This is a genomic window from Halopseudomonas xiamenensis (assembly GCF_014219065.1).
In the GTDB taxonomy this organism is placed as follows: Bacteria; Pseudomonadota; Gammaproteobacteria; order Pseudomonadales; family Pseudomonadaceae; genus Halopseudomonas; species Halopseudomonas xiamenensis.
On record NZ_JACLGO010000032.1, the window covers coordinates 23,185 to 49,782 of the forward strand.

19 protein-coding genes and 4 pseudogenes are annotated in these 26,598 nt (G+C 61.1%); 11 read left to right on the forward strand and 12 right to left on the reverse strand.

Features of this window, described 5'->3' with window-relative positions; all coding sequences use genetic code 11:
- The first annotated feature begins 197 nt into the window (after window positions 1-197).
- A complete protein-coding gene (locus H6X51_RS17200; RefSeq protein ID WP_185268700.1) occupies window positions 198-1,865 on the forward strand; it encodes a BCCT family transporter in 1,668 nt (555 codons plus the stop codon).
- Window positions 1,866-2,122: 257 nt separating this feature from the next.
- Here the strand turns inward: H6X51_RS17200 and H6X51_RS17205 are convergent, their stop codons facing one another.
- From H6X51_RS17205 to H6X51_RS17215, 3 genes are all read right to left on the reverse strand, one after another.
- The gene (locus H6X51_RS17205; RefSeq protein WP_185268701.1) at window positions 2,123-2,839 is read right to left on the reverse strand and encodes a 3'-5' exonuclease; all 717 of its coding nucleotides are present in this window, start codon (window positions 2,837-2,839) and stop codon (window positions 2,123-2,125) included.
- Window positions 2,836-4,722, reverse strand: a complete 1,887-nt coding sequence (locus tag H6X51_RS17210) for a DUF294 nucleotidyltransferase-like domain-containing protein (protein WP_185268702.1) — start codon at window positions 4,720-4,722, stop codon at window positions 2,836-2,838. Before H6X51_RS17210 ends, H6X51_RS17205 begins: the two co-directional genes overlap by 4 nt.
- Before the next feature lie 102 nt (window positions 4,723-4,824).
- Window positions 4,825-7,041, reverse strand: coding sequence for a TonB-dependent siderophore receptor (locus H6X51_RS17215; protein WP_185268703.1), 2,217 nt, complete (start codon window positions 7,039-7,041; stop codon window positions 4,825-4,827).
- Window positions 7,042-7,198: 157 nt separating this feature from the next.
- On the opposite strand from H6X51_RS17215, the gene H6X51_RS17220 reads away from it, so the two are divergent.
- Window positions 7,199-8,158, forward strand: coding sequence for a helix-turn-helix transcriptional regulator (locus H6X51_RS17220; RefSeq protein ID WP_185268704.1), 960 nt, complete (start codon window positions 7,199-7,201; stop codon window positions 8,156-8,158).
- Window positions 8,159-8,231: 73 nt separating this feature from the next.
- Here H6X51_RS17220 and H6X51_RS17225 read toward each other — a convergent pair whose 3' ends face one another.
- Window positions 8,232-9,005: a class II aldolase/adducin family protein gene (locus H6X51_RS17225; RefSeq protein ID WP_185268705.1), complete on the reverse strand. Its 774-nt coding sequence runs from the start codon at window positions 9,003-9,005 to the stop codon at window positions 8,232-8,234.
- Window positions 9,006-9,312: 307 nt separating this feature from the next.
- Here H6X51_RS17225 and H6X51_RS17230 point away from each other — a divergent pair, with 307 nt between their 5' ends.
- The 4 genes from H6X51_RS17230 (at window position 9,313) to H6X51_RS17245 (ending at window position 14,554) form a co-directional block, all read left to right on the forward strand.
- Window positions 9,313-9,693, forward strand: a complete 381-nt coding sequence (locus H6X51_RS17230) for a DUF2946 family protein (protein WP_185268706.1) — start codon at window positions 9,313-9,315, stop codon at window positions 9,691-9,693.
- A 74-nt stretch (window positions 9,694-9,767) separates the two neighbouring features.
- Window positions 9,768-11,933, forward strand: a complete 2,166-nt coding sequence (locus tag H6X51_RS17235) for a TonB-dependent receptor (protein WP_235991390.1) — start codon at window positions 9,768-9,770, stop codon at window positions 11,931-11,933.
- A 3-nt stretch (window positions 11,934-11,936) separates the two neighbouring features.
- Window positions 11,937-13,460: a PepSY domain-containing protein gene (locus H6X51_RS17240; protein WP_185268708.1), complete on the forward strand. Its 1,524-nt coding sequence runs from the start codon at window positions 11,937-11,939 to the stop codon at window positions 13,458-13,460.
- Window positions 13,461-13,612: 152 nt separating this feature from the next.
- Entirely contained in the window at window positions 13,613-14,554 is a 942-nt protein-coding gene (locus tag H6X51_RS17245) for an AEC family transporter (protein ID WP_185268709.1), read from the forward strand.
- Between the two features lie 96 nt (window positions 14,555-14,650).
- On the opposite strand, the gene H6X51_RS17250 is transcribed toward H6X51_RS17245, so the two are convergent.
- Entirely contained in the window at window positions 14,651-15,904 is a 1,254-nt protein-coding gene (locus H6X51_RS17250; RefSeq protein ID WP_185268710.1) for a PQQ-dependent sugar dehydrogenase, read from the reverse strand.
- A gap of 204 nt (window positions 15,905-16,108) precedes the next feature.
- Here H6X51_RS17250 and ypfJ point away from each other — a divergent pair, with 204 nt between their 5' ends.
- Window positions 16,109-17,002: a KPN_02809 family neutral zinc metallopeptidase gene (gene ypfJ / locus H6X51_RS17255; protein WP_185268711.1), complete on the forward strand. Its 894-nt coding sequence runs from the start codon at window positions 16,109-16,111 to the stop codon at window positions 17,000-17,002.
- 87 nt (window positions 17,003-17,089) lie between these two features.
- Here ypfJ and H6X51_RS17260 read toward each other — a convergent pair whose 3' ends face one another.
- Window positions 17,090-17,932 (reverse strand): TauD/TfdA dioxygenase family protein, encoded by an 843-nt coding sequence (locus H6X51_RS17260; RefSeq protein ID WP_185268712.1) that lies wholly within the window; start codon window positions 17,930-17,932, stop codon window positions 17,090-17,092.
- A gap of 167 nt (window positions 17,933-18,099) precedes the next feature.
- Here H6X51_RS17260 and H6X51_RS17265 point away from each other — a divergent pair, with 167 nt between their 5' ends.
- Window positions 18,100-19,107 carry an AraC family transcriptional regulator gene (locus H6X51_RS17265; RefSeq protein WP_185268713.1) on the forward strand — a complete coding sequence of 336 codons (1,008 nt, stop codon included), beginning with the start codon at window positions 18,100-18,102 and terminating at the stop codon, window positions 19,105-19,107.
- A 151-nt stretch (window positions 19,108-19,258) separates the two neighbouring features.
- Here H6X51_RS17265 and H6X51_RS17270 read toward each other — a convergent pair whose 3' ends face one another.
- Window positions 19,259-19,993, reverse strand: coding sequence for a Fic family protein (locus H6X51_RS17270; protein WP_328795750.1), 735 nt, complete (start codon window positions 19,991-19,993; stop codon window positions 19,259-19,261).
- Between the two features lie 119 nt (window positions 19,994-20,112).
- Here H6X51_RS17270 and H6X51_RS17275 point away from each other — a divergent pair.
- Window positions 20,113-20,840: pseudogene (locus tag H6X51_RS17275) on the forward strand (group II intron maturase-specific domain-containing protein); the annotation flags it as partial.
- A 250-nt stretch (window positions 20,841-21,090) separates the two neighbouring features.
- Here the strand turns inward: H6X51_RS17275 and H6X51_RS17280 are convergent.
- From H6X51_RS17280 to H6X51_RS17300, 5 genes and pseudogenes are all read right to left on the reverse strand, one after another.
- Window positions 21,091-21,930, reverse strand: a pseudogene (locus H6X51_RS17280) (integrase core domain-containing protein); the annotation flags it as partial.
- A gap of 22 nt (window positions 21,931-21,952) precedes the next feature.
- Window positions 21,953-22,765: an IS3 family transposase gene (locus tag H6X51_RS17285; protein WP_185268714.1), complete on the reverse strand. Its 813-nt coding sequence runs from the start codon at window positions 22,763-22,765 to the stop codon at window positions 21,953-21,955.
- 11 nt (window positions 22,766-22,776) lie between these two features.
- Window positions 22,777-23,085 (reverse strand): DUF1153 domain-containing protein, encoded by a 309-nt coding sequence (locus tag H6X51_RS17290; RefSeq protein WP_185268715.1) that lies wholly within the window; start codon window positions 23,083-23,085, stop codon window positions 22,777-22,779.
- 59 nt (window positions 23,086-23,144) lie between these two features.
- Window positions 23,145-23,435: pseudogene (locus H6X51_RS17295) on the reverse strand (helix-turn-helix domain-containing protein); the annotation flags it as partial.
- Between the two features lie 164 nt (window positions 23,436-23,599).
- The gene (locus H6X51_RS17300; protein ID WP_185268716.1) at window positions 23,600-24,526 is read right to left on the reverse strand and encodes a quinone oxidoreductase family protein; all 927 of its coding nucleotides are present in this window, start codon (window positions 24,524-24,526) and stop codon (window positions 23,600-23,602) included.
- 161 nt (window positions 24,527-24,687) lie between these two features.
- Between H6X51_RS17300 and H6X51_RS17305 the strand changes: the two are divergent.
- Both H6X51_RS17305 and H6X51_RS17310 read left to right on the forward strand, forming a co-directional pair.
- Window positions 24,688-26,358, forward strand: a pseudogene (locus tag H6X51_RS17305) (FdhF/YdeP family oxidoreductase); the annotation flags it as partial.
- 63 nt (window positions 26,359-26,421) lie between these two features.
- Window positions 26,422-26,598: transposase (locus H6X51_RS17310; protein ID WP_185268717.1), on the forward strand; the 177-nt coding region annotated here is incomplete at its 3' end.

Genomic DNA, 26,598 nt, shown 5'->3' on the forward strand with positions numbered 1-26,598 from the left:
GACAAACTCAATTTATTCTTGATGAAGATCGAAATGGCTCATGTTGTTGCGGTGGATAACGGGCCCATCAATGGCCGCGGATTTTTCCCGAGCCGGCCGTTGCGTTATGCTGTAGTGCTTTTGCGGCCATTTTCCAGCCAAACGGCTAAGGTTAAGGCGGTGTGCTGCTGACATAATGACATGCAAGGAGTAGTTCCATGGGAACCCAGCCCACGAATGAAACCGAGGCAAAAGCGACCATCATCAATGACGATGGCATCCCCGCGCCGTCCGGCGAAACCAACCTGATCGACACCGATTATGTGATAGGGCAGGACAACTTTTCCGGTCAGCTGACCATCAATCTGGATATCCATAGCAAGGTTTTCCTCATCTCGGCGGGCACCATCCTGCTGTTCGTGCTATTGACCCTGGCATTGCAGGATCAGGCGGAGGCGGTATTTGGCAGTCTGCGCGGCTGGGTGACCGGCAAGATGGACTGGTTCTTCCTGGGCGCCGCCAACATCTTCGTGTTGCTGTGCCTGGCCTTGATCGTCTCACCGCTGGGCAAGGTGCGCATCGGTGGCAAGGAGGCGACCCCGGACTACACCTATTTCGGCTGGTTCTCGATGCTGTTTGCTGCGGGCATGGGCATCGGCCTGATGTTCTATGGCGTTGCCGAGCCCATGTCGCATTTCACCGCGGCCTATGACGGCATCACCCTGGGTGCCAACGGAGAGCGCACCGACTGGGCGCCGCTGGGCGGAGCTGCCGGCAATGCCGAGGAGGCGGTGCGCCTGGGCATGGCGGCGACCATCTTCCACTGGGGTCTGCACCCCTGGGCAATCTACGCCATAGTCGCGTTGTCGCTGGCGATCTTCTCCTTCAACAAAGGACTGCCCCTGAGTGTACGCTCGATCTTCTATCCACTGCTGGGGGAGCGGGTCTGGGGCTGGCCGGGGCATGTGGTCGACATTCTCGCGGTGTTCGCCATCATGTTCGGCCTGGTTACCTCCCTGGGGATCGGTGCCCAGCAGGCGGGAGCGGGCCTGGAGCATCTGTTCGGCATACCCACTGGCAACCTGACCATGGTGCTGCTGATCATCGCTATCACTGCGGTGGCGTTATGGTCGGTGGTATCGGGCGTGGACAAGGGGGTGCAGCAACTGTCCAAGATCAACCTGCTGCTGGCGCTGGCGCTGCTGTTGTTCGTTATCGTCGTCGGGCCGACTCTGGAAATCTTCAAGGGCCTGTTCAGCAACCTGAGTGCCTATATTGCCTACCTGCCAGCGCTCGCCAATCCCGTCGGGCGTGAGGACACCAACTTCGTGCAGGGTTGGACCGCCTTCTACTGGGCCTGGTGGATCAGCTGGTCGCCCTTCGTCGGTATGTTCATTGCCCGGGTCAGCCGTGGACGCACGGTGCGGGAGTTCCTGATTGCGGTCCTGCTGGTGCCCTCGCTGGTCTCGGTGCTGTGGATGACGTCGTTCGGCGGTGGTGCCATCCAGCAGGTGCTGGTGGACAACTTCACCGGGGTGCAGGAGGCGGCACTGGAGCTGCAGCTGTTCACCATGCTCAGCCAACTGCCGCTGTCGGGCATTGCCTCGTTCGTCGGCATCGTGCTGGTGGTCATGTTCTTCATCACTTCCTCTGACTCCGGTTCGTTGGTGATCGATACCGTGACGGCTGGCGGCAAGGTCAACGCGCCGGTCGGCCAGCGGGTGTTCTGGGCGGTGATCGAGGGCGTGCTGGCCATCGCCTTGCTGCTCGGTGGCGGGCTGGTGGCGCTGCAGGCCATGGCGGTGTCCACCGGGCTGCCGTTCACTGTGGTGCTGCTGGTTGGTTGCATCGCCATCGTCAAGGGTCTGATGAGCGAGCCGCGGTAGGTTTTCTCCCCCTCTCCCCAGCCCCCGCTCCGCGCCCCGGCCCTTCGCAGAGCTCAGGGCGCTCAAGCGGGCGAAGCAGTGCTTCGCTTTATCCGCTTTCGCCCCGCGAGGGGAGAGGGGCTAGAAGGTGCTTTGCTGCAGGATTTGCATTTCCCTGCAGCGCCAAAATTTCAGAAGTACTGATAAGGTGCAGCAGGCACAGGCAAGCCCCTCTCCCCTCGCGGGAGAGGGGTTGGGGAGAGGGGGCCAGCCCTCCCTCAACAACAAACGTCCCCCAACCGGCACTCCGCCGAGAAGTGCGTCGCCACCTGCGCCTGCAGCAGTTCCGCGGTACCCAGGGCGTCGGTCAAGGCATGGTGTGCCTGGTACAGCGGCAGGCCGTAGCGGGTGCGGCTGTCGGCCAGGCGAATCGAGATCGGTTGCTTGCCCAGCAGGCGCTTCAGCCAGCCCGGCTGGCGCCGAGGATACAGCTGGGCCTCGATCTGCATGGTATCGATCATCGGGAACATCAGGCCCTCACCCAGGACCTGCTGCACCGCCTGGTCGATGAAGGCACGCTCGATATTGCGATAGTGCACCACCGCGATCCTGCCTGACAGGCGCTCCAGCAAGTCTTCCAGGATCTCGGCGAAGCGTGGCGCCCGGCGGATGTCCGAGTGGGTGATGTGATGGAAGACCACCGACTCGGCGAGCAGGTCGCTCTGTGGTCGCACCAGCTGTTGCCAGGCCTGGTCGCTGCGGATGCGCGCCAGGGTGAAGGGGATCAGGCCGATGCTGACGATGGCATGGTGCCGTGCATCCAGGCCGGTGGTCTCGATATCCAGGGCGACGAACTCGACGTCCCTCAGCGGTGTGTCCGGGCCCGGCCAGTCGGCCTGATAGAAGCGTGCCAGCAGCGGTTGCTGGGTGGCCTCGACCATGGCCTGCATGTACTGCGGCCAGTCGAGCCGTGGTTGCCGGGTGACATCGTTCATGGCTGCCGGCCGCCGTTGGTATAGGGATAGCGGTAGCGCAGGAATTTCTGTGCATTGCTGAGGATCTGGAAAGCATCCTTCAGGCCATGCCGTTCCGCCGCCGAGACATTCTCTGGCTCGATATAGTTGTTCGGCTCGCGGCCTTCCTGGATATCCAGTGCCTGATGCCGGATGCGCGCCAGCGACAGGAACTCCAGCGCATAGCGCAGCCGCTCGACCGACTCGGGCGGCATCAGCCGGGTCTTGGCGATATCCTCCAGCCGGTCGAAGGAACTCTGCGCGGTGGAGCCGCTGGCCAGTGCGTGGACCCGGATCAGGTCGGTCAGCGGTGCGGTGCCGCGGCCCTTGATGTTGATGATGTTCTTCTGCTTGCCGTCCTGCTCCATGACGAAGGTACGAAAGAAGCCCAGCGGCGGCGTGCGGTTCAGCGAGTTGCGTGCCAGCAGGGCGAGGAAGCGCGGGTTCTGGCTGGCCTTGCTGGCGATCAGCTCGCGCAGTTGCTCGACGAAGTCGGACTGGCCGCTGACCGCCTCCAGGTCGAAGAAGATATTGCTGTTGAGCAGGGTGCGCGGATTGGGCCGTTCGATCCAGTCGCTGAAATAGCCCTTCCACACCTTCAGCGGCTGGCGCCAGCGTGGGTTGGTGGCCATGATGTCGCCCTTGCAGTAGCTGTAGCCGCAGGCGGCCAGGCCGTCGCTGACGAAGGTCGCCAGACGCAGGAAATAATCGTCATGCTCGGCCGGGTCGAAGCGATCGTCGATGACCAGTGCATTGTCCTGGTCGGTCACGACCAGCTGTTCATCCCGGGCCATGGAGCCCATCACCATGAAACAGTAGGGTACCGGCGGTGGCCCCAGCTGCTCTTCGGCCAGGTCCACCAGGCGCTGGATGAAGCTGCGGCCGATACTGGACAGGGCGCTGCCGATCATATGCGCGCTGGCCTCGTCCTCGACCATGCGCAGGAAGGTGGCGCGCACGTCCGGCAGTAGGCCCTGCAGTTCCTTGACCGACTGCCGGTTGAAGATGTCATTGACCAGATACAGGCTGCTCTGGGACTGGTACCTGATCACGTCGGCCAGGTTGATCAGGCCTACCGGGCGGCGCCGGTTGAGGATCGGCAGGTGGTGGATGTTGTGCCGCAGCATGCACAGGATGGCCTCGAACACCGAGTCGCTGGCCTGCAGGGTGATCGGGTCGGCGGTCATGATGCTGTGCAAGGGCGTTTCCGGTGGCAATGCCTCGGACACCACCCGGGTGCGGAAGTCGCGGTCGGTGATGATGCCGGCCACGCGCTGCTGCTGTGGATCGTCCGGCGCCGGTTCGGTGATCAGCAGCGCCGATACGCTCTGCTCGGTCATTACCGCGGCGGCACGGTGAATGCTGGACTGGGCGTCGAGCATCACCGGCGGCCGGCTGATCAGCTTGTTGACGCGGATCTTCATCAGTTCGCTGGCCCGGCCCTGGGGTTCGACCGCCGAGCGCAGCCGCCCGGAGCCCTCGGTATCGACGAAGTCGGCAAGGCTGTCGTGCTGGTCGCACAGCTGGCTGAACAGCTCCCCGGGAATGAAGTAGATCAGGGTGTCTTCCAGGGCGCGGGCCGGGAAGCGTACACGACCGTGGCGGCGCAGCCCGGCCTGGCCGAAGATGTCGCCCTCGCCCAGGCGGTTGAACAGCTCGCCATTGCGCCGATAGATTTCCACCGCGCCGCTGCGGATATAGTGCAGTTCGGTGATGGCCTCGTCCTGCTGCAGAATCGGCGTGCCAGCCTTGAAGTAGCGCACCTGCGTTTGCCGGGCGATATCGTCCAGGGTGTCTTCGGGCAGTTCGTCAAAGGGGGCGAAGCGACTCAGGTGGTCGCGTATTTCAATCAGTTCGACTTGCATGGACAAGGTTCCGCACGGGTTTGCGGAACAGTGTAATGCCTATGCGGCGGACATGCTCCATGGCCAGTCCGGTACGGTCGGGCCATGGAGCACAGGCTCTGCTCAGAAGCTGCTGCTGATGCTGGTGTAGACGGTCCGGCCCGGCTCGTTGTAGGTGTAGGCACCGGCCACGTTGGCGTTGCCTTCACGGTACAGGCGCTTGTCGAACAGGTTGCTGACGCCGGCACTGACGCTGAGGTTGTCGGTGAAGGCGTAGCGGCTGCTCAGGCCGACCAGGCTGTAGGGCGAGATCGAGCGGCGCGCGTCACCGCTCAGCACATTGCCCTGGTAGCCATACTTGCCCGGCTCCTGCCTGCCGTACCAGGTGACGGTGGCCTGCGCCGACCAGGGCTGGTTGATCTGCCAGTCGAGGGTCGAGTTGACCGTGTATTCGGGGATGATCGACAGTGGTTCGCCGGTTTCCTTGTTCTCCGAGTTGAGCATGTAGGTGAAATTGGTATGCCAGTCCAGGTTGCTGGCCAACGGCAGGTTCAGCGTGCCTTCCAGACCTTCCACCAACGCCCTGGGTACGTTCTCCCACTGGAAAATATCGGCATCGGCGTAGGCCGGGTTGCTGCCGCCGATGGCGTTGCCGATGCTGTCGCGGCCCGCCTCGATCTTGTTGCGGTAGTCGTTGCGGAACCAGGTGATCCCGGCGACCCACTGGTCGCGGCGGAATTCGATGCCGATTTCCTTGTTGATGCTGGTCTCGGCGTCCAGGTTCTCGTTGCCGCGCAGGTAGCAGGCGCCGCCACCGCCCCAGCAACCCTGGCCGCGGCTGTACAGCAGGTAGTCCGGGTTGGTCTGGTACAGGTTCGGTGCCTTGTAGGCGCGAGCGATACCGGCCTTGAGCGTGAAGTCCTCACCCAGCGCCTGGGACAGGTTCAGCGCCGGGCTCCAGTTGCTGCCGGTGCGGCTGTGATGATCGAAGCGCAGGCCGGGGGTCAGTATGGTGCCCGGGCGCAACTGCATGTTGCTCTCGATGAACACCGAGGCGATGCGCGCCGAGCTCTTGGTGTCGCGACCGGTATCGCTCAAGCCGGGGATCTCGCCGGCTTCGGTGGTGGTCTGGGTGTTGGAGAAGGGATCGTCCATGCGCTGGCCGACCCATTCCGCGCCCAGCGTCAACATCTGCTCGATGCGGGTCGCCAGCGGCAGGTGCACTTCGCTGTGGGCGGTCAGCGTCTCCAGCTCGATGGTGCCGAAGTTGCTGTTGAGGATGCTGCCCTCCGGGCCGCCAGCCAGGCCCTCCTGCAGCCGGCGGTTGTCGGTGTGTTCATACTGCAGGTAATTCAGGGTGTCGCCGAAGCTCCACTCGCCACGGTGGGTGATGGCATAGCTCTGGCGGTACATGATGTTGGTCTCGCGGCCCAGCCAGGGGTTGCGCAGGGCTTCCAGCGCCGGGGACTCGACGTTGTTCATGCTGTCGCCGGCGTAGATGTTGCCCTGCCGGCCGTAGCCGGCCTCGAATTCCAGCTTCTGCTCGTCGGTCAGGTACCAACTGAGCGCCGCATTGATATCCCGGTTGCGTACCCCCTCGCGCCCGGCGGTGCTCTGCCCGGGCAGGCTGTGGCCGGCGTTGATGTCGGCGTCGTCCATGTCCGACTTGCTGATATTGCCGTACACCCGGTAGGCCAGGCTCTCGCTCAGCGGACCGTTGAGGCCGAAGTTGAAGCGCCGGCTGGCGCCTTCCTCATCATGCTGCGGCATGCTCATGTACAGCGTCATGTCGCCATGGTGCTCGAGCCCCGGGCCCTTGGTGATGATGTTGACCACCCCGCCGGCGGCACCATTGCCGTAGCGTGCCGCTGCCGGGCCGCGCAGCACCTCGATACGCTCGATCTGCTCGGCCGGCACCCAGTTGGTGTCGCCGCGGGTGTCGCGGTCGCCACGCCAGCCGTAGCGCACCGCATTGCGCGAGGAGACCGGCTTGCCGTCGATCAGGATCAGGGTGTTTTCCGGGCCCATGCCGCGGATATCGATCTGCCGGTTGTTGCCGCGTGCCCCGGAGCCGCTGTTGCCGGTCAGGTTGACCCCCGGCTGCTTGCGGATCAGCTCGGCGATGTCATTGACCGGTGGGGTCTTGCTGATCTGTTCGGCGGTGATCACCGAAACCCCCGGTGCCTGCAGCAGCTCCTCCTGGGCCGTACCCAGTACCTGAATGCTCTCCAGTTCGATGACATCATCGGCGGCCAGCGCGTGCTGTGCGCCCAGGGCGAGCAGGATGGCAAGTGAAAGTCGGCTGTAGCACAACGTATGGCGGGTGGCGGAGAGTGGCATGTATATCGTCCCTTGAACGGTGTGGGCGTATCGCCCGATAATGCGAATGATTTGCATCTATTGATGCCGGCGCGTAGTCTGGCACAACGCTGGGCAAAATCGTTTTGCGCCAGCATCAATTTCCTTTGCGCCGACAGCAAAAGCAGGGGGCAGTGAGATGGGCAATGAGCAGGAGTTGGTCAGGGTGGGGGAGTTGGCCCGGCGACTGGGCAGCCCGGTGCGGCTGGCCGAACAGGGGCCCGACCAGCGTCCTCTGTTCCAGGGGCGCCTGAGCTGGCAGCAACTGCGCTCGGGGTTGTCGCTGCACTGTTCCGACTGCATCGAACTGCATGACTTCTCGACCCAGGTCGAGGTCAGCCCGCGCCTGAGCCTGGTGCTGTTCATGCATGGCGATGGCCAGGCGCAGTACGACGATAGGCGGCTACAGGTCGCGCCGAGGCCGGGGCGCCCCGAGGGACTGGCCATCGCCCTGACCGAGCCGGCGACCTTCACCCGCCAGGCGCACGCTGGCCAGCATATCCGCAAGCTGTCGATCTGCCTGACGCCGGAATGGTTCGAGAGTGGCGGCTTCGATGCGCATGCCGGCATCCGCCGGCTGATCGAGCCCAGCCAGCATCTGGCCTTGCACCGCTGGACACCGACCGCGCCGTTGCTGGCGCTGGCCGAAGGGGTGATGCAGCAGGATGCCGGCAGCGATCTGTTGAGCCATCTGCAGCAGGAGGTGCGGGTATTGGGGTTGGTGCACGGGGTGATCGAGCAACTGGCCGGCGAACCGGCCCGACCGCTGCGCCAGCGGCCGCACCAGCAGCGCCTGGTGCAGCGCACCCTGGAATTGCTGCACAGTGGCGAGGCCGATGGCTGGTCACTGGAGCAGATCGCCGCGGCTGTCGGCGCCAGTGCCAGCACCCTGCAACGCCAGTTCCAGGCGGCCCAGGGCATGTCGGTGTTCGCCTGGCAGCGCCAGCGCAAGCTGCAGCAGGCGCATGCCGCCCTGCAGGGCGGCACCAGTATCAGCGAGGCGGCATGGCAGGCCGGCTATTCCAGCACCGCCAATTTCACCACTGCCTTCCGGCGCCAGTTCGGCGTGACACCGCAGCGAGTACAGAAATTCTACTGACCCATACAGGCACCGGTGCGCAGGCGGTGAATAACGGGGTGTAGCGCCCCTGCGCTACGCCTGCGGCCCCTATTCAGCTATCGAAACCGGGACTGTCGCGCTGCACCTTGCGCAGCAACGCCGGCCAGGCCAGGTTGGCGCCGGCGCCCTTGGTGACCTGGCGCATGCTTTCGATGGCGCTGTCGAGGATGCTCTGCGGAATCGGCAGCAGCTCGCTACCCCCAGCCTGGGCATTGATCTGAATCTCGCAGCAGCGCTGCAGGGTATGCATGCCAAGGAAGGCCTCGGCCACGTCCCGGCCACAGGTCATCAGCCCGTGATTGCGCAGCACCATGCTCTTGGTCCGGCCCAGATCCTGCTGCAGGCGCACCTTCTCATCCTCACGCAGGGCCACACCTTCGTAATCGTGATAGGACAGGCTGGCGAGCACGAACAACGCCTGTTGCGAGATCGGCAGGAGACCTTCCTTCTGTGCCGACACGCCCACCCCGGCAGCGGTATGGGTATGCAGTACGCAGCCCACATCGTGGCGCACCTCATGCACTGCACTATGGATGGTGAAGCCCGCCGGATTGATCTCGTAGGGCGAGTCCATCAGCTTGTTGCCCTGCAGGTCGATCTTCACCAGGTTCGAGGCAGTGACCTCCTCGAACATCAGGCCGTAGGGGTTGATCAGGAAGTGTTCGGTACCGGGAATCTTCGCCGAGATATGGGTGAACACGATATCGTCCCAGCCATTCATGGCGACCAGGCGGTAGCAGGCGGCCAAGTCGACACGGGTCTGCCATTCTTCGGCGCTGACCTGATCCCTGACGTCGAGAACCGGTAGTTTCTGCATTGCGTTCATCGGGCTTTCCTCTTGTGATTGTGATGGCTGGGTGCGGGGTCGCACTGGCAGCGATGGATCATCGGCAGTCTAGTCGATGCCGTGGTGGTGGACTGTCTTGCAGGTGACAGTGCGAAGTCTGCCTGCGATGAACATCCGGGACTGGTTGCATGCACCTCCGTCACCACCTCGGCATACCGCTTCACAGAATCTCCTGCTACTCTGTTTTCTATATGTAGCAAATGGGCCGCAGCCAAGCTCATATCGGGATGGCCCGGTGCGCTGCGCGGCCCGCTATCAAGGTAGCTGCCATCTTGAGCTGTATCCAATGAAACTGGCTCGCAAGGAGCGCTCGCTGCTGGCCTGGATGCTGTTTCTCAGCGTCCTGTTCAGCGCGTTGCACTGTGCTGTCGGACATGAGCAGATGAGTACGCTACCGGCGCTCGATAGCGAGCATGCTCATCACCAGCACCATGCGCATGCCGGACATGACCAGGCCACAGCGCATGCCCATGCCGCCGCCGATACCGGCTGCGATTTCGCCAGTCCCTTCAGCGCCATCATCCTGGCGGCTTTCTTTGGCCTGCTTGGTCGTCTTGCCGTGGAGTCGGCCCGGCCCCTGCCGGTGCTCCATCTGCCGCGTCTGGTACGGGCGCGCTGGCCACCCGCCAACCCCCGCGCCTCTCCAGAACCGCTTCCTGTGCTTTGAAATCACCCTGCGCGCACGGGCTGCCATGCCCGGGCGTGGCTGGGCCTGTCAAAAAAGCCTGGAGGCTATGCATGTTGCTACGCATTTCCATACTGGCGCTGTGTATCGGCGCCACCCCCTTGGCATGGGCGCAGCATGACGCCCTGACTCTGCCAGCCAGCACCGTATCGGCTCAGGCCCGTGAGCAGGGCAGTGCGCCCTCTGGCCTGGGCCTGGATCAACCCATCAGCACCGGATCGCGTCTGGATCTGACCGCCCGCGAGACACCCGCCTCGGTCAGCGTCGCCGACCGCAGCGTGATCGAGGCGCGCGGCGCCGTGAACACCCAGGATGTGATCAACGGCATGACCGGGATCAACGCCTCGGCCAACCCCGGTTACGGCGGTTTCGTGTCCTATCGCGGCTTTACCCAGAACCAGATCACCCAGCTGTATAACGGCATCAACCTCGGCTACAGCAGTGCCACCCGGCCGGTGGATGCCTGGCAGATCGACCGCGTCGAACTGCTCGGCGGCCCATCATCCTTTCTGCATGGTGCTGGTGCGGTGGGTGGCTCGATCAACTACATCAGCAAGCTGGCCAGCCGTGAGGAGCAGGTACTGGAAGGGCGGCTGCGCTACGGCAGGTTCGACGAGTCGGAGCTGTCCCTCGGTTTCAACCAGGCACTGGCGGATATCGGCAACAGCCAGCACTTCCTGCGACTGGACGTCAGTCGTGGCGACAGCAACGCCTATATCGACCGTAACCAGCGGGAAACAGGCAGTCTGGCCCTGTCGCTGCTCAGTGATCTGACGCCCAACCTGAGCCACACGCTGGCGCTGGAATACCTGGAGGACAAGGAAGACAGCCCCTACTGGGGCACACCGGTGCTCAATACCGCTGGCAGCAGCATGAAGATCGACAAGCGCCGGCGCTTCGAGAACTACAACGTCGGCGATGGGCGCTACGAGCAACGGGTACGCTGGCTGCGCTCGATCACCGATTACCAGTGGAGCCACGCCAGCAGCCTGCGCAACACACTGTATTACTACGATGCCCAGCGCGATTACCGCAATCTGGAGAACTATCGTTACAACGCGGATAACAGTCTGGTGGAGCGCTCCGGCGCCTATCTGCAGCGCCATGACCAGAATGTGCTGGGCAACCGCCTGGAACTGCAGCATCACCATCAACTGGTCGGGCTGGCCAGCCAGTGGGCGGCGGGGCTGGATTACTCGCGTATGCGCCAGACGCTGTACCCCCGGGCGGGTGGTGCATTCGATACGGTCGATCCGGGGCAGTTCGATCCGGGCCGTTTCGATGATGTTCCCGGTATGGATGTGGGTCTGCAGAAGCAGCGGCGGCATGAGATCGATACCCGTGCGCTGTTCCTGGAAAACCACCTCCAGTTGACCGGGCGCCTGGCACTGCTCAGTGGCCTGCGTTACGACCATCTGCAGATGGAGGTGACCAACTACGGGGCGGTTACGCCCACCAGCCCGGCGTTTTTCGAGCGCCGCTGGGAGCCGCTGAGTGGGCGCATCGGTCTGCTCTACGAACTGACCCCGACAGCCAATCTCTATGCCCAGTACAGCACCTCGGCGGATCTGCCGGCGGGCTCGCTGGCCTCGGCCACCTATTCCAACGTCGGTTTGTTCGACCTGTCCAAGGGCGAGCAGTGGGAAGTCGGCAGCAAGTTCGATTTTCTCGACGGGCGCGGTGCGGCCACCCTGGCGCTGTACCAGATCGTGCGGCGCGACTTTGCCGTGCGCGACTCGACTGATCCCAACCTGACGGTGCAGGCAGGGCAGCAGACGTCACGGGGCATCGAGCTGGCCGGCAGGTTGCAGGTTACTCCGGCGCTGCTGGTCGAGGCCAACTATGCCTATGTGGATGCCGAGTATGACGAGTTCAACGAGGCGGTGGATGGCGTGTCGGTCTCGCGCAAGGGCAACCGTCCGATCAATGTGCCGGACCGCGTCGCCAATTTGTGGCTGAGCTACAGCCTCAGTCCGGTATTGGAGATTGGAACCGACGTGCGCCATGTCGACTCGGTCTATGCGGACAATGCCAACACCCTCAAGGCACCGTCCTACACCCTGTACGGCGCCTTCACCCGTTACCGCGTGGACGAGCACACGACGATCACCGCCCGGTTGCGCAATCTCACCGACGAGATCTACGCCAAGCAGGCCTATGGCGAGCAGTACTACATGGGCGCACCGCGCAGCGTCGATGTCAGCCTCGATCTGCGGTTCTGAGCCATGAAACGTTACCTTTATCTATGGCATCGCTGGTTGGGGATCGGTCTGTGCCTGCTGATGGCGCTGTGGTTCTTTTCGGGGCTGGTCATGCTGTATGTCGGCTATCCCAAGCTGACGCCCCGGGAGCATCTGGCGCAATTGCTGGTGCTGTCGCAGCAGGACTGCTGTGTGCCGCTGGCGCAGGCGCTGCCCGCCAGCGGCGAAAGCCCGGCGCCGCGCAGCATCCGCCTGACCACCGTGGCCGGCGAGCCGCGCTATGTTCTGCACTACGGCTCGCGCAAGGTGGCGGTGGATGCGCGCAGTGGTGAGCTGATCGATGGCATCGGGCAAGCCGAGGCGCTGGCCTCCGCACGCCAGTTCGCCGGGCCTGGTCAGCTGCAGTATCGGGGACGGGTGGAGGAGGATGCCTGGACCCACACGCGGTCATTGGATGTGGATCGGCCACTGCACCGCATCGCGCTGGACAATGGCACCCTGCTGTATATCTCCAGCCGGACTGGCGAGGTAGTGCGTGACGCCACCGCCACCGAGCGAGCCTGGAACTGGGTGGGTGCCTGGCTGCACTGGGTCTATCCGCTGCGCGGTGGTGTGCTGGATCGCTGGTGGACGGATGTGGTGATCTATCTGTCGCTGGCCGCTACCTTGATGACCCTGCTGGGCATCGTCGTCGGGCTGCTGCGCTGGCGCTTTGCCAAGCCCTACCGCAGCGGCTCGCGCAGTCCTTATAGGGGCTTTGCCCGTTGGCATCATGTCGGCGGGCTGCTGTTCGGCCTATTGGCAGTGGCATGGATTTTCAGCGGCCTGATGTCGATGAATCCCTGGCGGGTATTCGATAGCCGAGTGCCGCTGGATACGTCCGCCTATCAGGGTGGCGAGCTGGGCGCCGAGGTTTTTCCCATGGCCGCAGAGCAGGCAGTGCAGCAGTTGCAGGCAACCGGGCTGGCGGTGCGCGAGTTGCACTGGCAACTGGTCGGTGGCCGGGGCTATCTGCTGGGTGTGGATGGCACTGGCGCCAGCCTGCTGTTGCCGGCGGCGGGGGGCGAGCCCGTGCACAGCCTGCCTTTGGAGCAGTTGCAACGCGCCGCGCAGCTGATCCGGCCGCAGGGTCAACTGCAGGTCGAACTGCTGGACGACTACGACTTCTACTATTACCCACGCACCGAGCACAGCATGCTCGGCCATCTGCAGCGCCCTCTACCGATCCTGCGTGTACGTTTCGACGACCCGGCCCGGACCTGGCTGCACATGGACCCGCACAGTGGCGCGCTGCTCGGCCAGCTCGACCAGCGCCAGCGGGCCTCACGCTGGCTGTTCGGCCTGCTGCACAGCTGGGATTGGCTGCCGCTGCTGCAGCGTCGACCGCTGTGGGACGGCTGGATGTGGCTGGGTGGCGTCGGCGGGCTGGTCCTCTGCGTCAGCGGCACGGTACTGGGCTGGCGCCGGCTGCGCGGCTCCCGACGACGGAAATCCGCTCTCCGGAACCGGGCCCGGCGAACCCGGGTGGTACCACCCATCACGGAGTAGCGGAATAGGGTACGGAGACTGCGCCGCGGCCTGCCAGGACGGCTGCCGTCATCAGGAGGCCGAGGACAGAAGCAATCAACGCCGAAGGTGGTATTGGAATACGGCGGGATGAACCTCTAAGCTTGGTCATTTTGCGCAAAGTGGGACAACCAATGCTCTCCATCCTGTCCGTGACCTTGCCGGTATTTGCCCTGATTCTGGCCGGTTGGCTGGTACGTCGGGCCGGGCTGTTGGGGCCGCATGCGGCGGGGGAGATTACCCGCTTCGTCATCTATCTTGCACTGCCGGCGCTGTTGTTCGAGGTGGTGGCCAGCTCCGAATGGCAGGTGATCTGGCAGCCCGGTTTTGTCGCTGCCTTCGGCCTGGGTGTCGCGGTGGTCTTCGGTATGGCAGTCATTCTGCAATTGGGGCGGGGCAAACCTCTGGTTGATTCAGTCGTCGATGGATTGAACGCGGGCTATGCCAATACCGGCTTTCTGGGGATTCCATTGCTGTTGGCGATCATCGGACGGGAGTCGTTGATACCGTCGCTGATCGCCACCATCATCACCGTCTGTATGCTGTTTGCCGTGGCGCTGATCGTTATCGAGGTCGGTCTGCAGGGCCGCGACGGCGCACGGCCAGGGCACATGCTGGGCAAGGTGGGGCTGCAACTGCTGCGTAATCCATTGCTGGTCGCGCCCGCCCTCGGCCTGCTGGTGCTTCTGTTCGGCCTACGGATACCGTCCCCGGTGGCGAGCTTTCTCCAGTTACTGGGAGGTGCGGCATCGCCCTGCGCGCTGGTGGCGCTGGGGCTGTTTCTGGCGGAGGAAAGATCGCACGCGCAACGGGTTATCGGCGCCTTGGTGATGCTGGTCGGACTCAAACTGGTGGTGCAGCCGCTGGTCACCTGGTGGTTCGCTGCGCAGCTGTTCGGGCTATCGGCACTATTGGTCAAAAGCGCGGTATTGCTGGCCGCGTTGCCTACCGGGACGGGACCCTTCATGGCGGCGCAGCTCTATCAGCGGGATCCTGCCATGACCTCCAACGTTATCCTGCTGTCCACCGTGCTATCGCTGCTGACGATCTCGTTCTTTCTTCATCTTGTGCAGTAGTAAAAGTACGGCAGGGCGCCGGTACGCGATCAGGTGCCGCAGGCCTGATCCGAAGAGGGGATGGAGCCGGCAACATGCCGGCTCCGGTCATTATCGCTACCCCTGCGGCGTCAGTTTCAGCAGCGCACCATTACCTCCGCGGGTGCCGTCTTCCAGTACCCAGATCGCACCGTCCGGGCCTTGCTCCACTTCGCGTACACGCTTCTGCAGATCAAGCCGCTCCGCTTCGCGGGCCTCCTCACCATCGAACTCCACGCGTACCAGGGACAGGGAGGACAGGCCGCCAATGAAACCGCTGCCCTGCCAGTCCGGGAACAGCTCACCGTCATAGATGATGAAGCCGGCCGGTGAGATCACCGGGGTCCAGGTGATCGCTGGCGCCTTGAATTCCGGTCGGGTCTCATGATCGGGAATGGGCGTGTCGTCATAATGATTGCCGTTGGAAACCAGCGGGTAACCGTAGTTTTCCCCTTTGACGATCAAGTTGAGCTCATCGCCATCCTTGGGGCCCATTTCATGGGCCCAGAGCTTGCCGTCAGCATCGAATGCCAGCCCCAGAATATTGCGGTGGCCCAGGGACCAGACCTGCGCAGCGACCTCGCCTTGATCGGCGAAGGGGTTGTCGTCAGGAACGCTGCCATCGTCATTGAGCCGTATCATCTTGCCGAGGTTGGAGGTCATGTCCTGGGCCGGATCGAATTTCTGGCGTTCGCTGGACGTGATCCACAACATGCCGTCACTGTCGAAGGCCAGGCGATGACCGAAATGGCCGTCACCACTGACCTTCGGCGTCTGCCGCCAGATCACCTGCAGGTCTTCCAGCGTACCTTCTCCATTCTCGTCCAATGCCAGACGGGCGCGCGCTACCGCTGCGCCTGAGCCGCCATCGCCGGCCTCGGCATAGCTGATATAGATCTGCTGGTTATTCTCGAACTGCGGATGCAACAGCACATCGCCCAGACCGCCCTGACCGGCATGGGCCACCTCTGGCACGCCGCTGATGGTTCCGGTGTTGTCACTCGCAAGGTCGTGCAGACGCAGCGTGCCGGCCATCTCGGTGACCAGCAGCCTGCCGTCCGGCAGGAAGGTCATGGCCCAGGGAGCGTCGAACTGGGTTACCTCGGTGACGTTGAAGGGTTGGCCGTCATTTGCCTGTTCGGTTGGTTCCTCGGCAGCGCTGGTCGGTTCCTCGGTTGGCTCGACCGGGTTCGCCGGTGTTACCGGTTCGGCTTCGGTCGTGGTCGCCGGCGAGGAGGTGGTGTTCTGGTTGGCGGAGTCAGACGAGTTGTCGCAGCCTGCCAATAAGCCCAGAGTGGCGAGGAAGATCAATGAATGTTTGAAGGGATGCATGACAACTCCTGTGTCTGTGGAAGAGGGGGGTACCAATGTCCCGCAATGGAGCTCAATTAATTGATAGTAGGACGATCGAGGGTTTTCGCAACTTGCCGAATGATTGCTGGAAGTTGCAGACAGGAGACAGGACGCAGCGCGGGCCGCCGTTCGGGTGGGACGCTACACTATGTTCCACTCATGCTTTAGCGCTGGAGACCGGATATGGATTGGCGAGGCAGGCGGCAGAGCCGCAATATCGAAGACCGCCGCGGGCAGCCGTTGCAGGGCAGCGGTGGGGGTGTCGGGCTGCTGCTTGTGCTGCGCCTGCTGCCCTGGCTGCTGGGTACCCGCGCCGGGCGCATCATGCTGGGGCTGGGTGTGGTGGTGTTCTTCGGCGCGCGGATGCTGGGCATCGACCTGCTGCAACTGGCCGGAGGGCCTGGCGCCCAGCAGAGCTATACATTCACCGAGCAGGAACAGGAGCTGGCCGAGTTCGTGTCCGTGGTATTGGCCGATACCGAGAGCACCTGGCAGAAGATCTTCGCTGAGTCCGGCATGCGCTATGAGGAGCCGGTGCTGGTGCTGTTCAGTCAGCGTGTCGCATCAGCCTGCGGCTCGGCCAGTGCGGCGGTTGGCCCCTTCTATTGCCCTGCGGATCGCAAGGTCTACCTCGACCTGAGTTTCTTCCACGATCTGGATCGCCAGCTCGGCGCGCCGGGTGATTTCGCCCAGGCCTATGTGGTCGCGCATGAAGTCGGCCATCACCTCCAGACCCTGCTGGGCATCAGCCAGAAGGTGCGCGCTGCCGGGCGGGGCCAGCCGGCGGCGGTGGTCAATGGGCTGTCGGTGCGCCAGGAACTGCAGGCCGATTGCTTTGCCGGTGTATGGGGGCATGCCGCCCAGAGCTATAGCAATATGCTGGAGCCGGGCGATCTGGAGGAAGCACTGCAGGCCGCCGCTGCCATCGGTGACGATCGCCTGCAGCGGCGCGGTGGCGGCGAGGTGGTGCCGGACAGTTTTACCCATGGCACTTCAGCGCAGCGGGTGGAGTGGTTCAGGCGTGGGTTCGAGAGTGGGGATATGGGGCAGTGCGATACGTTTTCGGCGACGCTCTAGCGCAGTCCACCGCGCGGGGCTGAGCTGGCACAGCCCCGCAGGTTAAAGTGCAGATTGTTCATCATGCACGTCGGTCGGTTGTTGGGTTTATGAGATTACCGTACGGTGCAATACGCGCTCATAACCTTCATAGCCGCCGTTGGCCTTGTGCAGGACCGAGCGGTTATCCCACATGACCACCATGCCGGGCTTCCATTCGTGGTTGTACTGGAATTCCGGGCGGGTCTGCCAGGTGTACAGCTCCATCAGCAGTTGATTCGCTTCGTCCTCGGCCATGTCTTCAACGCCGATGATGTAGCCAACACATCCGAACAGGGTCTCTTCGCCAGTTTCAGGGTGCTTGCGGATAATCGGGTGAGCCTGGGTGTCATAGGCGGACTCGGATGTCTTGATCTTGAACCCACGCTCCTTGCCACTTTCCTTCTCGCCATCGCCATAGGCACCCGTCGGAGCATATGCTCGGCGCGCCGAATGGATGGCGTTCTTGCCCTCGAGGCGGCTGCGCAGTTCTTGGGGCATCTTCTGCAGGGCCTTCTTCTGATTCACGAAGTCGGTGTTGCCGCCATGGGGAGGAATGGTGATGCCATACAGGATGGTTGCCGAGGGTGGATTGGCACCGAAGCTCCAGTCGGTATGCCAGGCGTCAGCAAAAATCGGCGTGGTTTCGTCTGCGGCACGTCGCAACTCGATGATGTTCGGATTGTCGTCCAGCGAGGCAATATAGGGGTCGCCAGCGAATGAGCCGAAGTAGAGGCTGAAGCGTTCAAGGTCCGCATCGCTGATGTCCTGCCCGGTGAAAACCAGTACCTGGTGTTGCAGCCAGGCTGCGCGCAGGTTCTCGATGGTCGCCTGGTCCAGTTCCTTGGACAGGTCCAGGCCTGCCACTGTTGCTCCGCATGCACCTGAAGTCGGTGTAATCGTGTAACTCATGTCTCGCTCCTGCCTGTGCCGTAGATGTTTTTTTTAATTTATAGCTGCTAATCACACACTCACTGTAAGAGATTGTGGAGCCGGGCTCATTGAGAATCCGTGCTATCGATTTGCATTTGATGCCACAATAGGTCGTATTATTTTGCGCTTTGAGCGAGACGGCAGGTATGGATCATCGCTATATCAACAATCTCTGGGTCAACGAACTGCTGCTGGTGCTTGCCGATCTGGGGGTGGATGTCGCTACCTTGACCAAGGGCGTCAAGGGGATCCAGGAGGGCAGGCTCGCGGTTGGCGAGCAGTTGGATGTGGTGCAGGCCCGCACCCTCTGGCATCGGGCGGTGGCTACGTCTGACCGGGAGCATCTGGGCGTGGACGTAGGCCGGCGTCTCAGCCCCCGTTCGTCAGGACTGCTATCGCCCCTGCTGTTGCACAGCCCGTCGGTACGGACCGGGATAGAGCTTCTCGTCCGCTATCAGGGCCTGATCAGCGAAAACGGTCGCTTCCGCTTCGTTGACGCCGCGGACAGCGGTGTGCTGGCGCTTGAATACCTTCCCGCGCAATCGTCCGTTTCCGTGCATCTGCAGCATGTGCTGTCCGTGATAACCGCAACCCTGCAAAGCTTTTCGCTGATTTCCGGTGGGGGAACCCGGGCGCGTCTCGTGCGTTTGCCGGCGGGGGCGGATGCGCAGGGGGTGGCGGGAAAATTGAAATGCGCTGTGGTGTCAGACGGCGAACGTTACATCGTTGAGCTGGATAACACGGGTATTGATGATGTGATCGTGGGACGTGATGAGCACCTATACCAGCTGTTGCTGGGCTACGCCGATGGGCTGGCCAGGGCGCAGCGCGCCGGCCAGGGTTTCCTGGAGCATGTCAAAAGCCACATGGACAGGAATGGCCTGGTCAGGCTGGATATCGATACCCTGGCAGATGCCGTTGGATTCAGGAAACGCACCTTGCAACGGCATCTCGATGAACAGGGCACCAGCTTCCGCAAGCTCAAGGAAGGGCTGCTGAAGGAAAAAGTGCTGGAGCTTCTGGTGGTGCGGCAATTACCTACGGAGGAGATCGTCGAGGTGCTGGGGTACGCCGATGTGAGCACCCTGCATCGTGCTTTCAAGACATGGTTTGGTGTGACGCCGGGGCAGTTCAAGAGTCAGATTGGGAGTTGAGCGGGCCGTTGGCTGGTATTCCTGTGTCGTTTTCCATTTTGCTTTACGCAAAGGAGGTGGAGCAGTCTGGAAATGGCGCCAAACCTGACTGTGGGGAAGAATTACCGGGTATATTTATCCGAACCCGAGCTTGGGACGGACGGGCGGCATGTCAACCGGTAATTGCGCGCCTGCGCAGTAACCACCGCTTGCCCTTGGCGCTTAACCGGTAACGCTGAGTTGGACTGCGAGGGGAGTCGGGTTGGGTGCGCTCAATCCAGTTGCCTTCCAGCGCGGGGTTGAGATAACTGCTGCGGAACGTGGGACGGTGTGCCAGCCCCAATGTTTGCATCAGATCGTTGCTGCCCAGCTCGTTTTGCGCCAAGGCGGCCATGAGGTTGACTACTTGGTCGGTTACTTGGTCGGTTTCCGTCGCTTCACGCATAGCTTCATGCAAAGCTTGCAACATGAACTCGATAAACGGAGTGGCATCTGCCTGACGGTCGGACTCCGCCAATACCTGGTAGTAGTCTGTCTGGTATTCACGGATAACCGTCTCTACCGGCAGGTAGGCGAGGAGTGGTTTCCACTGGCGCAAAATCAGTGTTTGCCACAACCTGCCCATCCGACCGTTACCATCGGCAAAGGGATGAATGAACTCGAACTCGTAGTGGAAGGTACAGCTGGATACCAGGGGGTGTTCTTCAGTCGTCATGAGCCACGTTAGCAGGTCGGCCATCAGTCGAGAGACTTGGGAGGCGGGTGGTGCCATATGCACAAGCGTCTCACCACGGAATATACCAACATCGCTGGAACGGTATCGGCCTGGACCATCGACCAGGCCGTGCATCAACAATGCGTGTGCTTGCTGCAGGTCAGTCTCGGCAGTGGCGCTCCATGTCTCCATGGTCTCGTAGGCAGTGAAGGCGTTGCGTACTTTCTGAATTTCGCGTGGGTGGCCCAGGATTCGCTTGCCGTCGATGACTGCGGTTACTTGCTCCAGCGATAGTGTATTGTTTTCAATAGAAGTTCTTCGATGGGGTCAACCACGACATCCTGATGGCTTGTATCGAGCGCCGTATCGAAGACAAGAGTGTGCTCAGACTGATCCGTCGCTACCTTGAAGCCGGGGCCACCGCTTCGTGCGCTATGCTGATGACGCGAACATTTATGTGCGTAGTCCCCGGTCTGGCGAACGGGTGCTGGCCAGTGTGGAGCGCTTCTTGGGTCAGCGTCTGAAGTTGACGGTGAACCGGAAGAAGAGCCAAGTCGCAAGGGCCTGGAAGTGCGACTACTTGGGTTATGGAATGAGCTGGCATCAACAGCCGAGGCTGCGTGTGGCTGCGATGAGCCTGGGTCGCCTGCGCGACCGGCTCGCAGAGCTGCTACGCGGTGCGCGGGGTCGCAAGATGGCGAACACCATCGAGCGGATAAACCCTGTTTTACGAGGCTGGGCGGGCTACTTCAAGCTCAGTCAAAGCAAACGGCCACTTGAGGAGCTGGATGGCTGGATCAGGCATAAACTTCGCTGCGCCATCTGGCGCCAATGGAAGCGGCCCTCGACGAGGGCGCGCAACCTAATGCGCTTGGGTCTAAGTGAAGAGCGTGCCTGCAAATCAGCCTCCAACGGTCGAGGCCCATGGTGGAACTCGGGGGCGTCACATATGAATCAGGCGCTGCCGAAGAAACTGTGGGATCGGCTCGGACTGGTCTCGACACTGGATATGATCAATCGGCTCAGTCGCATAATCTGAACCGCCTTCTACGGAACCGTACGCACGGTGGTGTGAGAGGACGGCGGGTGTGAACCCGCCTCCTACTCGATTCTAGGCCTCAGTGACTGTTTTGGTCACAGCTTCTCGGCTCCTTTCTGATTTCACCATAAATGACGTAGCCATCGGACATTGCTGTCCAGCACCTGATGGCATTGCTGTGCGGCAGATTTATCATTGTCGCGGGTTTTCCAAGATGCTTCCTCATGTTCAGGCGTGTTTTTGGGCTTTTTCACAAATTAGACGAAACATCGTCAGGGCTTGTTTCGGTAACATTTCTCCCTACCTGTTGGAGGAATGTATGAAAAAAAGAGAAACTGGCGCCGGCGGATTTTTTCTGCCAGATTTTCTTTCCATCAGCGAAGGTCTCCATTGGTGTCCGTCCGCAGCACATTTTCCCCTGATGGGTTCGCCCATGATTGTAGTGGACGAGCCATTCGTCAAGATCGGCCTGAAGCGCCTCCATGCTCTGATAGATCTTCTTGCGGAAAGTGACTTGATAGAACTCCTGCAAAATGGTCTTATGGAAGCGCTCGCAGATCCCGTTGGTCTGGGGTGAGGCTGCCTTCGTACGGGTGTGTTCAATATCGTTCATGGCCAGATAAAGCGGGCAATCATGTTGCTCCACCTTGCCGCAATATTCCGTGCCTCGGTCAGTAAGGATTCGGAGCATTCCCACCTTTTCGTCGGCAAAGAACGGCAGTACCTGATCATTCAGCAGATCAGCAGCGGTAATCGGCGTCTTGGTGCTGTACAGCTTGGCGAATGCCACCTTGCTGTAGGTATCCACGAAGGTCTGCTGATATATCCGTCCAACACCTTTCATGGTGCCGACATAGAACGTGTCCTGAGAGCCCAGATAGCCTGGATGAGTCGTTTCGATCTCGCCGCAGGCGATATCGTCATCCCGCTTCTTCTCCAAAGCGACGACTTGCGCTTCCGTCAGCACCGCACCTGTTTCGGCAACATGTTTTTCCAGTGCACGAAGCCGCTGCTTGACGTTAGCCAGTTCGTTGCGTAGCCAGATCGAGCGCACGCCAGACGGGCTGACAAAGGTACCGCGCTTGTGTAATGACCCAGCGGAATTTGCACACTCAAGCCGCTAATTGTTGGTAAATCGTACTGGGTGTTTTCATCCCCAGTGCCTGATGAGGGCGCTGCTCGTTGTAGTACTTGAACCACGCCCTCAAGGTTTGCCTGGCTTCATCCAGTGTCTGGAAGTTATGAAGCCAGAGACACTGCTCTTTCACAGTTCGGATCAATCGCTCAACCATCCCGTTCTGCTGCGGGGTGTGGGGACGGATGAACTCCTGTTTCAGACCGTATTGGTACACCGTCCGAGTGTAATGCCGAGAGGTAAATACCAGACCGTTGTCACTACGCAGCGTGATCGGATCCTGAGCCCTGCCCAGCGTGCCGTACCGGGTAATGAGCGCCTCCTCCAGTGCTGCTTCAGCTGCCTTGGCGTTGCCGCTGGGGCTCAACCGCCAGCCAAGTGCCTCTCGGGTATGGCAGTCCATAACGATGGTCAGGGCGCACCAGCGGTGAACCGGACCACACCAGACACGTGCAATGTCTGTTGCCCAGCGCTCATTCGGGCGTGAGGCCACCGAAGGTAATGCCTGCACCCGGGGGCGGGCTCCACTGCGGCGCTTGCGCACCTGCCAGCCCTTGATCTGGAACAGGCGCTGGATGGTGTTCTTGTTCTCACCCAACAGCCAGGCAACGGTACGGTAGCCAGCATACGGCAGATCGGTGATCACCCGCTTTACCCGCGCCGCCAAGTGCTCATTGACCCTGGGTTTGGCTTTGGTAGGCCGATAGTAATAACTGCGGCGGGACACACCGGCCCAGCGGCAGGCCTGCACCACCGTCACGACATCGCCTTGGGTAGCCATCTCGGCCATGACCTGATCGATCAATCGTCGGTCGAGTCGAGATGGCGCTGCAACTTTTTTCGGAACTTGAGCTCCAGCATGGCCTCGCCATAGGCTTTCCGGAGTTCGCGCAGCTGGGTTTCATACTGCTCGGCGATATCCTTGGGATTGGCCTTAAGGGCGTTTTCCATTCCGGCTTCCGCATCGTCCATCCACTTCTCGATCTCCTGCTGGGTGAGATCGTAGTGGCGCGCAGCCTCGGGCACTGTAGTCTGCCCTCGGTAGATCTGCTTGATCAGCTCCGCTTTGCGTTTGGCTGTCCAGCGCTTGATGTCGGGTTCTTGCGTCATGCTTCACTCCAATTTCTGAAGCGACTTTAGCATGTGCAGGTTTTCACTGGGTCATTACACTTGCGCAGCTCATTACTGACGCGAACCTGGCCATGAGCAGGCTGTTCGACGGCGTACGCCAACACGGCCTGCTCAATGACTTCATCCACGCGGTTCTTGATATTGGGACGTTTGCGATCCTTCTGCAGCAGCGCTTCTACGCTGCCACTGGCCTTGGCTTCTTGGTAGCGATAGAAGGTGTCACGCGAGACGCCAATCATCTTGCAGGCCTGTGACACATTGCCTAATTCCTCGCCGAGGTTCAGCAGGCCCCGCTTGTGTTTGACTGTCGATTGATTTACAACATTCATGCGGGGTTACTCCTATGAGTGAGATGATTGGTCGCCAACCATCAAACTCGGTAACCCCGTCCTTTTCAAGACGAGTGTCAGATCAGATCGAAACTTCTACAAATTAGCATAAGTAGGAGTAGCCGCATGCCCGTTTTGTTACAAGTGACAGCCCGAAACAGGCTTCACCTTATTTTGGCGTAGATCTTTGCATGAGGGCCGTTGAGCTGTGCTTCCCAAGCTTTGGGCGCCTCAGTGAATGCGAACTCCGAATAGTCTACGGTAATATTTTCTGCTGTTGTGATATCCAGGAGCCGTTCCCAGATCTTGCGACGATCCGCCGGAGGGCGCTGACCGGTGCCGATGCATGAAAGCGTTCTGAACAAGAGATCGGCGATGTCCAGGTTGAGTTGCCGTCCCGCACCGGTACCGATGGTCACGATGCGGGCGCCCCAACGGGTTGCCTTCAATGCATTCAGCATGGGCTGACCACACACCAGATCAAGCACTATGTCGTAACCTTCGCCCGCTTCGGCCTTGAGTGCCTCCACATCAGTTTCATCGCCCTTGAGGCATACCGTCGCGTCGGTAATTCCGCGCTCTTTCAAACGTGCCAGAGCGGCTTCACTTCTGCCTGCCGCAACGACCTTGCCCGCTCCCAGATAACGGGCAAGCTGCAGGGCGATCTGCCCGAGCGTGCCGGTGCCGCCGAGGATCAATACGGTCTCACCGGGCTGAATCTTTGCGGTTTCCAGCGGGATCAGAGCGCCGGTTGCGGCAATGCCCATGGTGATGGCGGTACGGTCATCGATATGATCCGGCACATCCCAGACTTCTTCGGCAGGGACCAGTGTGCGTTCGGCCCAAGCGCCAAAAGGCAGTACAGAACGTTCGCCGAAATACACTCGCTTGCCTTCCGCCGTGCGACCGACGCCCTCGCCCCGGATGACGCAGGGATAGGCTACGCCCAGTCGATACGCGCCGAGCACGTCCCAGCCGCCGAGGCCTGCAGTATCAACATCGATCAGTATCGCGCCGTCCTGGGCTTCCGGTTCCTTGAAGTCCTGCATGACGGGGAGGGCGCCGCGTTCGGTAATGACAGCTGCTTTCATTGTTATCTCCTATTGCCGACAAACAAATGCGCGAGAGGGAAGCTCCGGCTGATGTCTGGCATGTTTGTGCGCTGTAGTGGGATATGATTCTGTAGTAAGATTTATATTCTGTCAAAAGAACGGGTGTGGCGAATGAAGCACCCGCACTTGGTGAATATCAGATGAGTTGGTTACAAAACCGCAAAACGCAGTTCAAAATCTACAAGGGTCCTGCAGCTGGCTGGGGTGCGTTGCTGAGCGTTACCCATGCGTGGCTGAACAGCGAACAGCCCATCAAGAACATCAAAGCGTTGCTCAGAACCAATCAACAGGGAGGTTTTGATTGCCCCGGTTGCGCCTGGGGTGATTCACCGGAATCCGGCGCGGTCAAATTCTGTGAAAATGGTGCCAAGGCGGTCAATTGGGAAGCGACCAGCCGCCAAGTGGATGCCACGTTTTTTGCCCGGCATAGCGTCACCCAGTTGCGTGAGCAAAGTGACTACTGGCTTGAATATCAGGGGCGCTTGACGGAGCCGGTGCGCTACGACGCAGCGACCGATCGGTATCTTCCGATCAGTTGGAATGCTGCCTTTGCGTTGATTGCCGAGCACCTCAATCATCTGGAATCTCCGGATCAGGCTGAATTTTATACGTCGGGTCGTGCCAGCAACGAGGCGGCTTTTCTCTATCAGTTGTTCGCCCGTGCCTACGGTACCAATAATTTCCCCGATTGCTCGAACATGTGCCACGAGCCGAGCGGTGTAGCGCTGAACGGGAGTCTGGGAACGGGCAAGGGCACGGTGACCTTCGAAGACTTCGAGCACGCCGATGCCATATTCGTTCTGGGGCAGAATCCTGGCACGAACCACCCGCGCATGCTTGAGCCGCTGCGGGATGCTGTCAGGCGCGGCGCGCAGGTGGTGTGTTTCAATCCATTGAAGGAGCGTGGGCTGGAGCGATTTCAGCATCCGCAGAAAATGACGGAAATGCTCACCAACCGATCGAAACCTATGCATACGGATTTCTTTCAACCGGCGCTGGGTGGAGATATGGCCATTCTCCGGGGCATGGCAAAATACCTTTTGGCATGGGAAAGAGATGCGCAACGCCGCGGGGTTTCCGGCGTACTGGACGATGACTTCATTCTTCTGCAGACCGATGGATTTGCCGCCTATCTTGAGGTACTGGACGCCACCGATTGGGCGCATATCGTCGAGCAATCAGGCCTGAGTCTGGGTCAGATCGAGAGGGCCGCCAAGCTCTATTGCGAGGCCTCCAACGTCATCTTCTGCTGGGCGATGGGCATCACCCAACATCATCACGGTGTGGCGACTATTCAGGAAATAGTAAACCTGCAGTTATTGCGCGGGAACGTCGGCCGCCCGGGTGCTGGCCTCTGCCCTGTGCGCGGGCACAGCAACGTCCAGGGTGACCGCACCATGGGCATCAACGAAAGGCCGCCGCAGGACTTCCTCGACCGGTTGGCAGAGAGCTTTAGTTTCGAGCCGCCACGCCGCAATGGCCACAACACCGTTGAAGCCATCCACGCCATGCTCAAAGGCGAAGCCCGTGTGTTTGTAGCTCTGGGGGGTAACTTTGCGCAAGCCACGCCCGATAGCACGTTGACTCATCAGGCACTGAGCAACTGTGCACTGACGGTGCAGATCAGCACCAAGCTCAATCGCAGCCATCTGATGGTGGGCAGGGATGCCCTGATTCTGCCATGTCTTGGCAGAACGGATATCGACCAGCAGGCAACAGGCGCTCAATGCGTCACCGTTGAGGATTCCTTCAGCATGGTGCACGCATCGTTTGGGCAACTAGAGCCTCTGTCAAAGCAGATGCGCTCGGAATGTAGTGGTTTAATGAAACCGGACACCAACTAGGCGACAATACTCGCCATTGAGAGGTGTTCGATGACAAGAAAGCGACGTACTTTTACCCCTGAATTCAAGCAGGAAGCAGCCAGCCTGGTGCTGGACCAAGGCTACAGCATTACCCAAGCCAGCACATCCATGGGCGTGGTTGAAAGCGTCCTGCGCAAGTGGGTGAAACAGCTGGCCGAGGAGCGCCAGGGTGTCACCCCCAAAGGC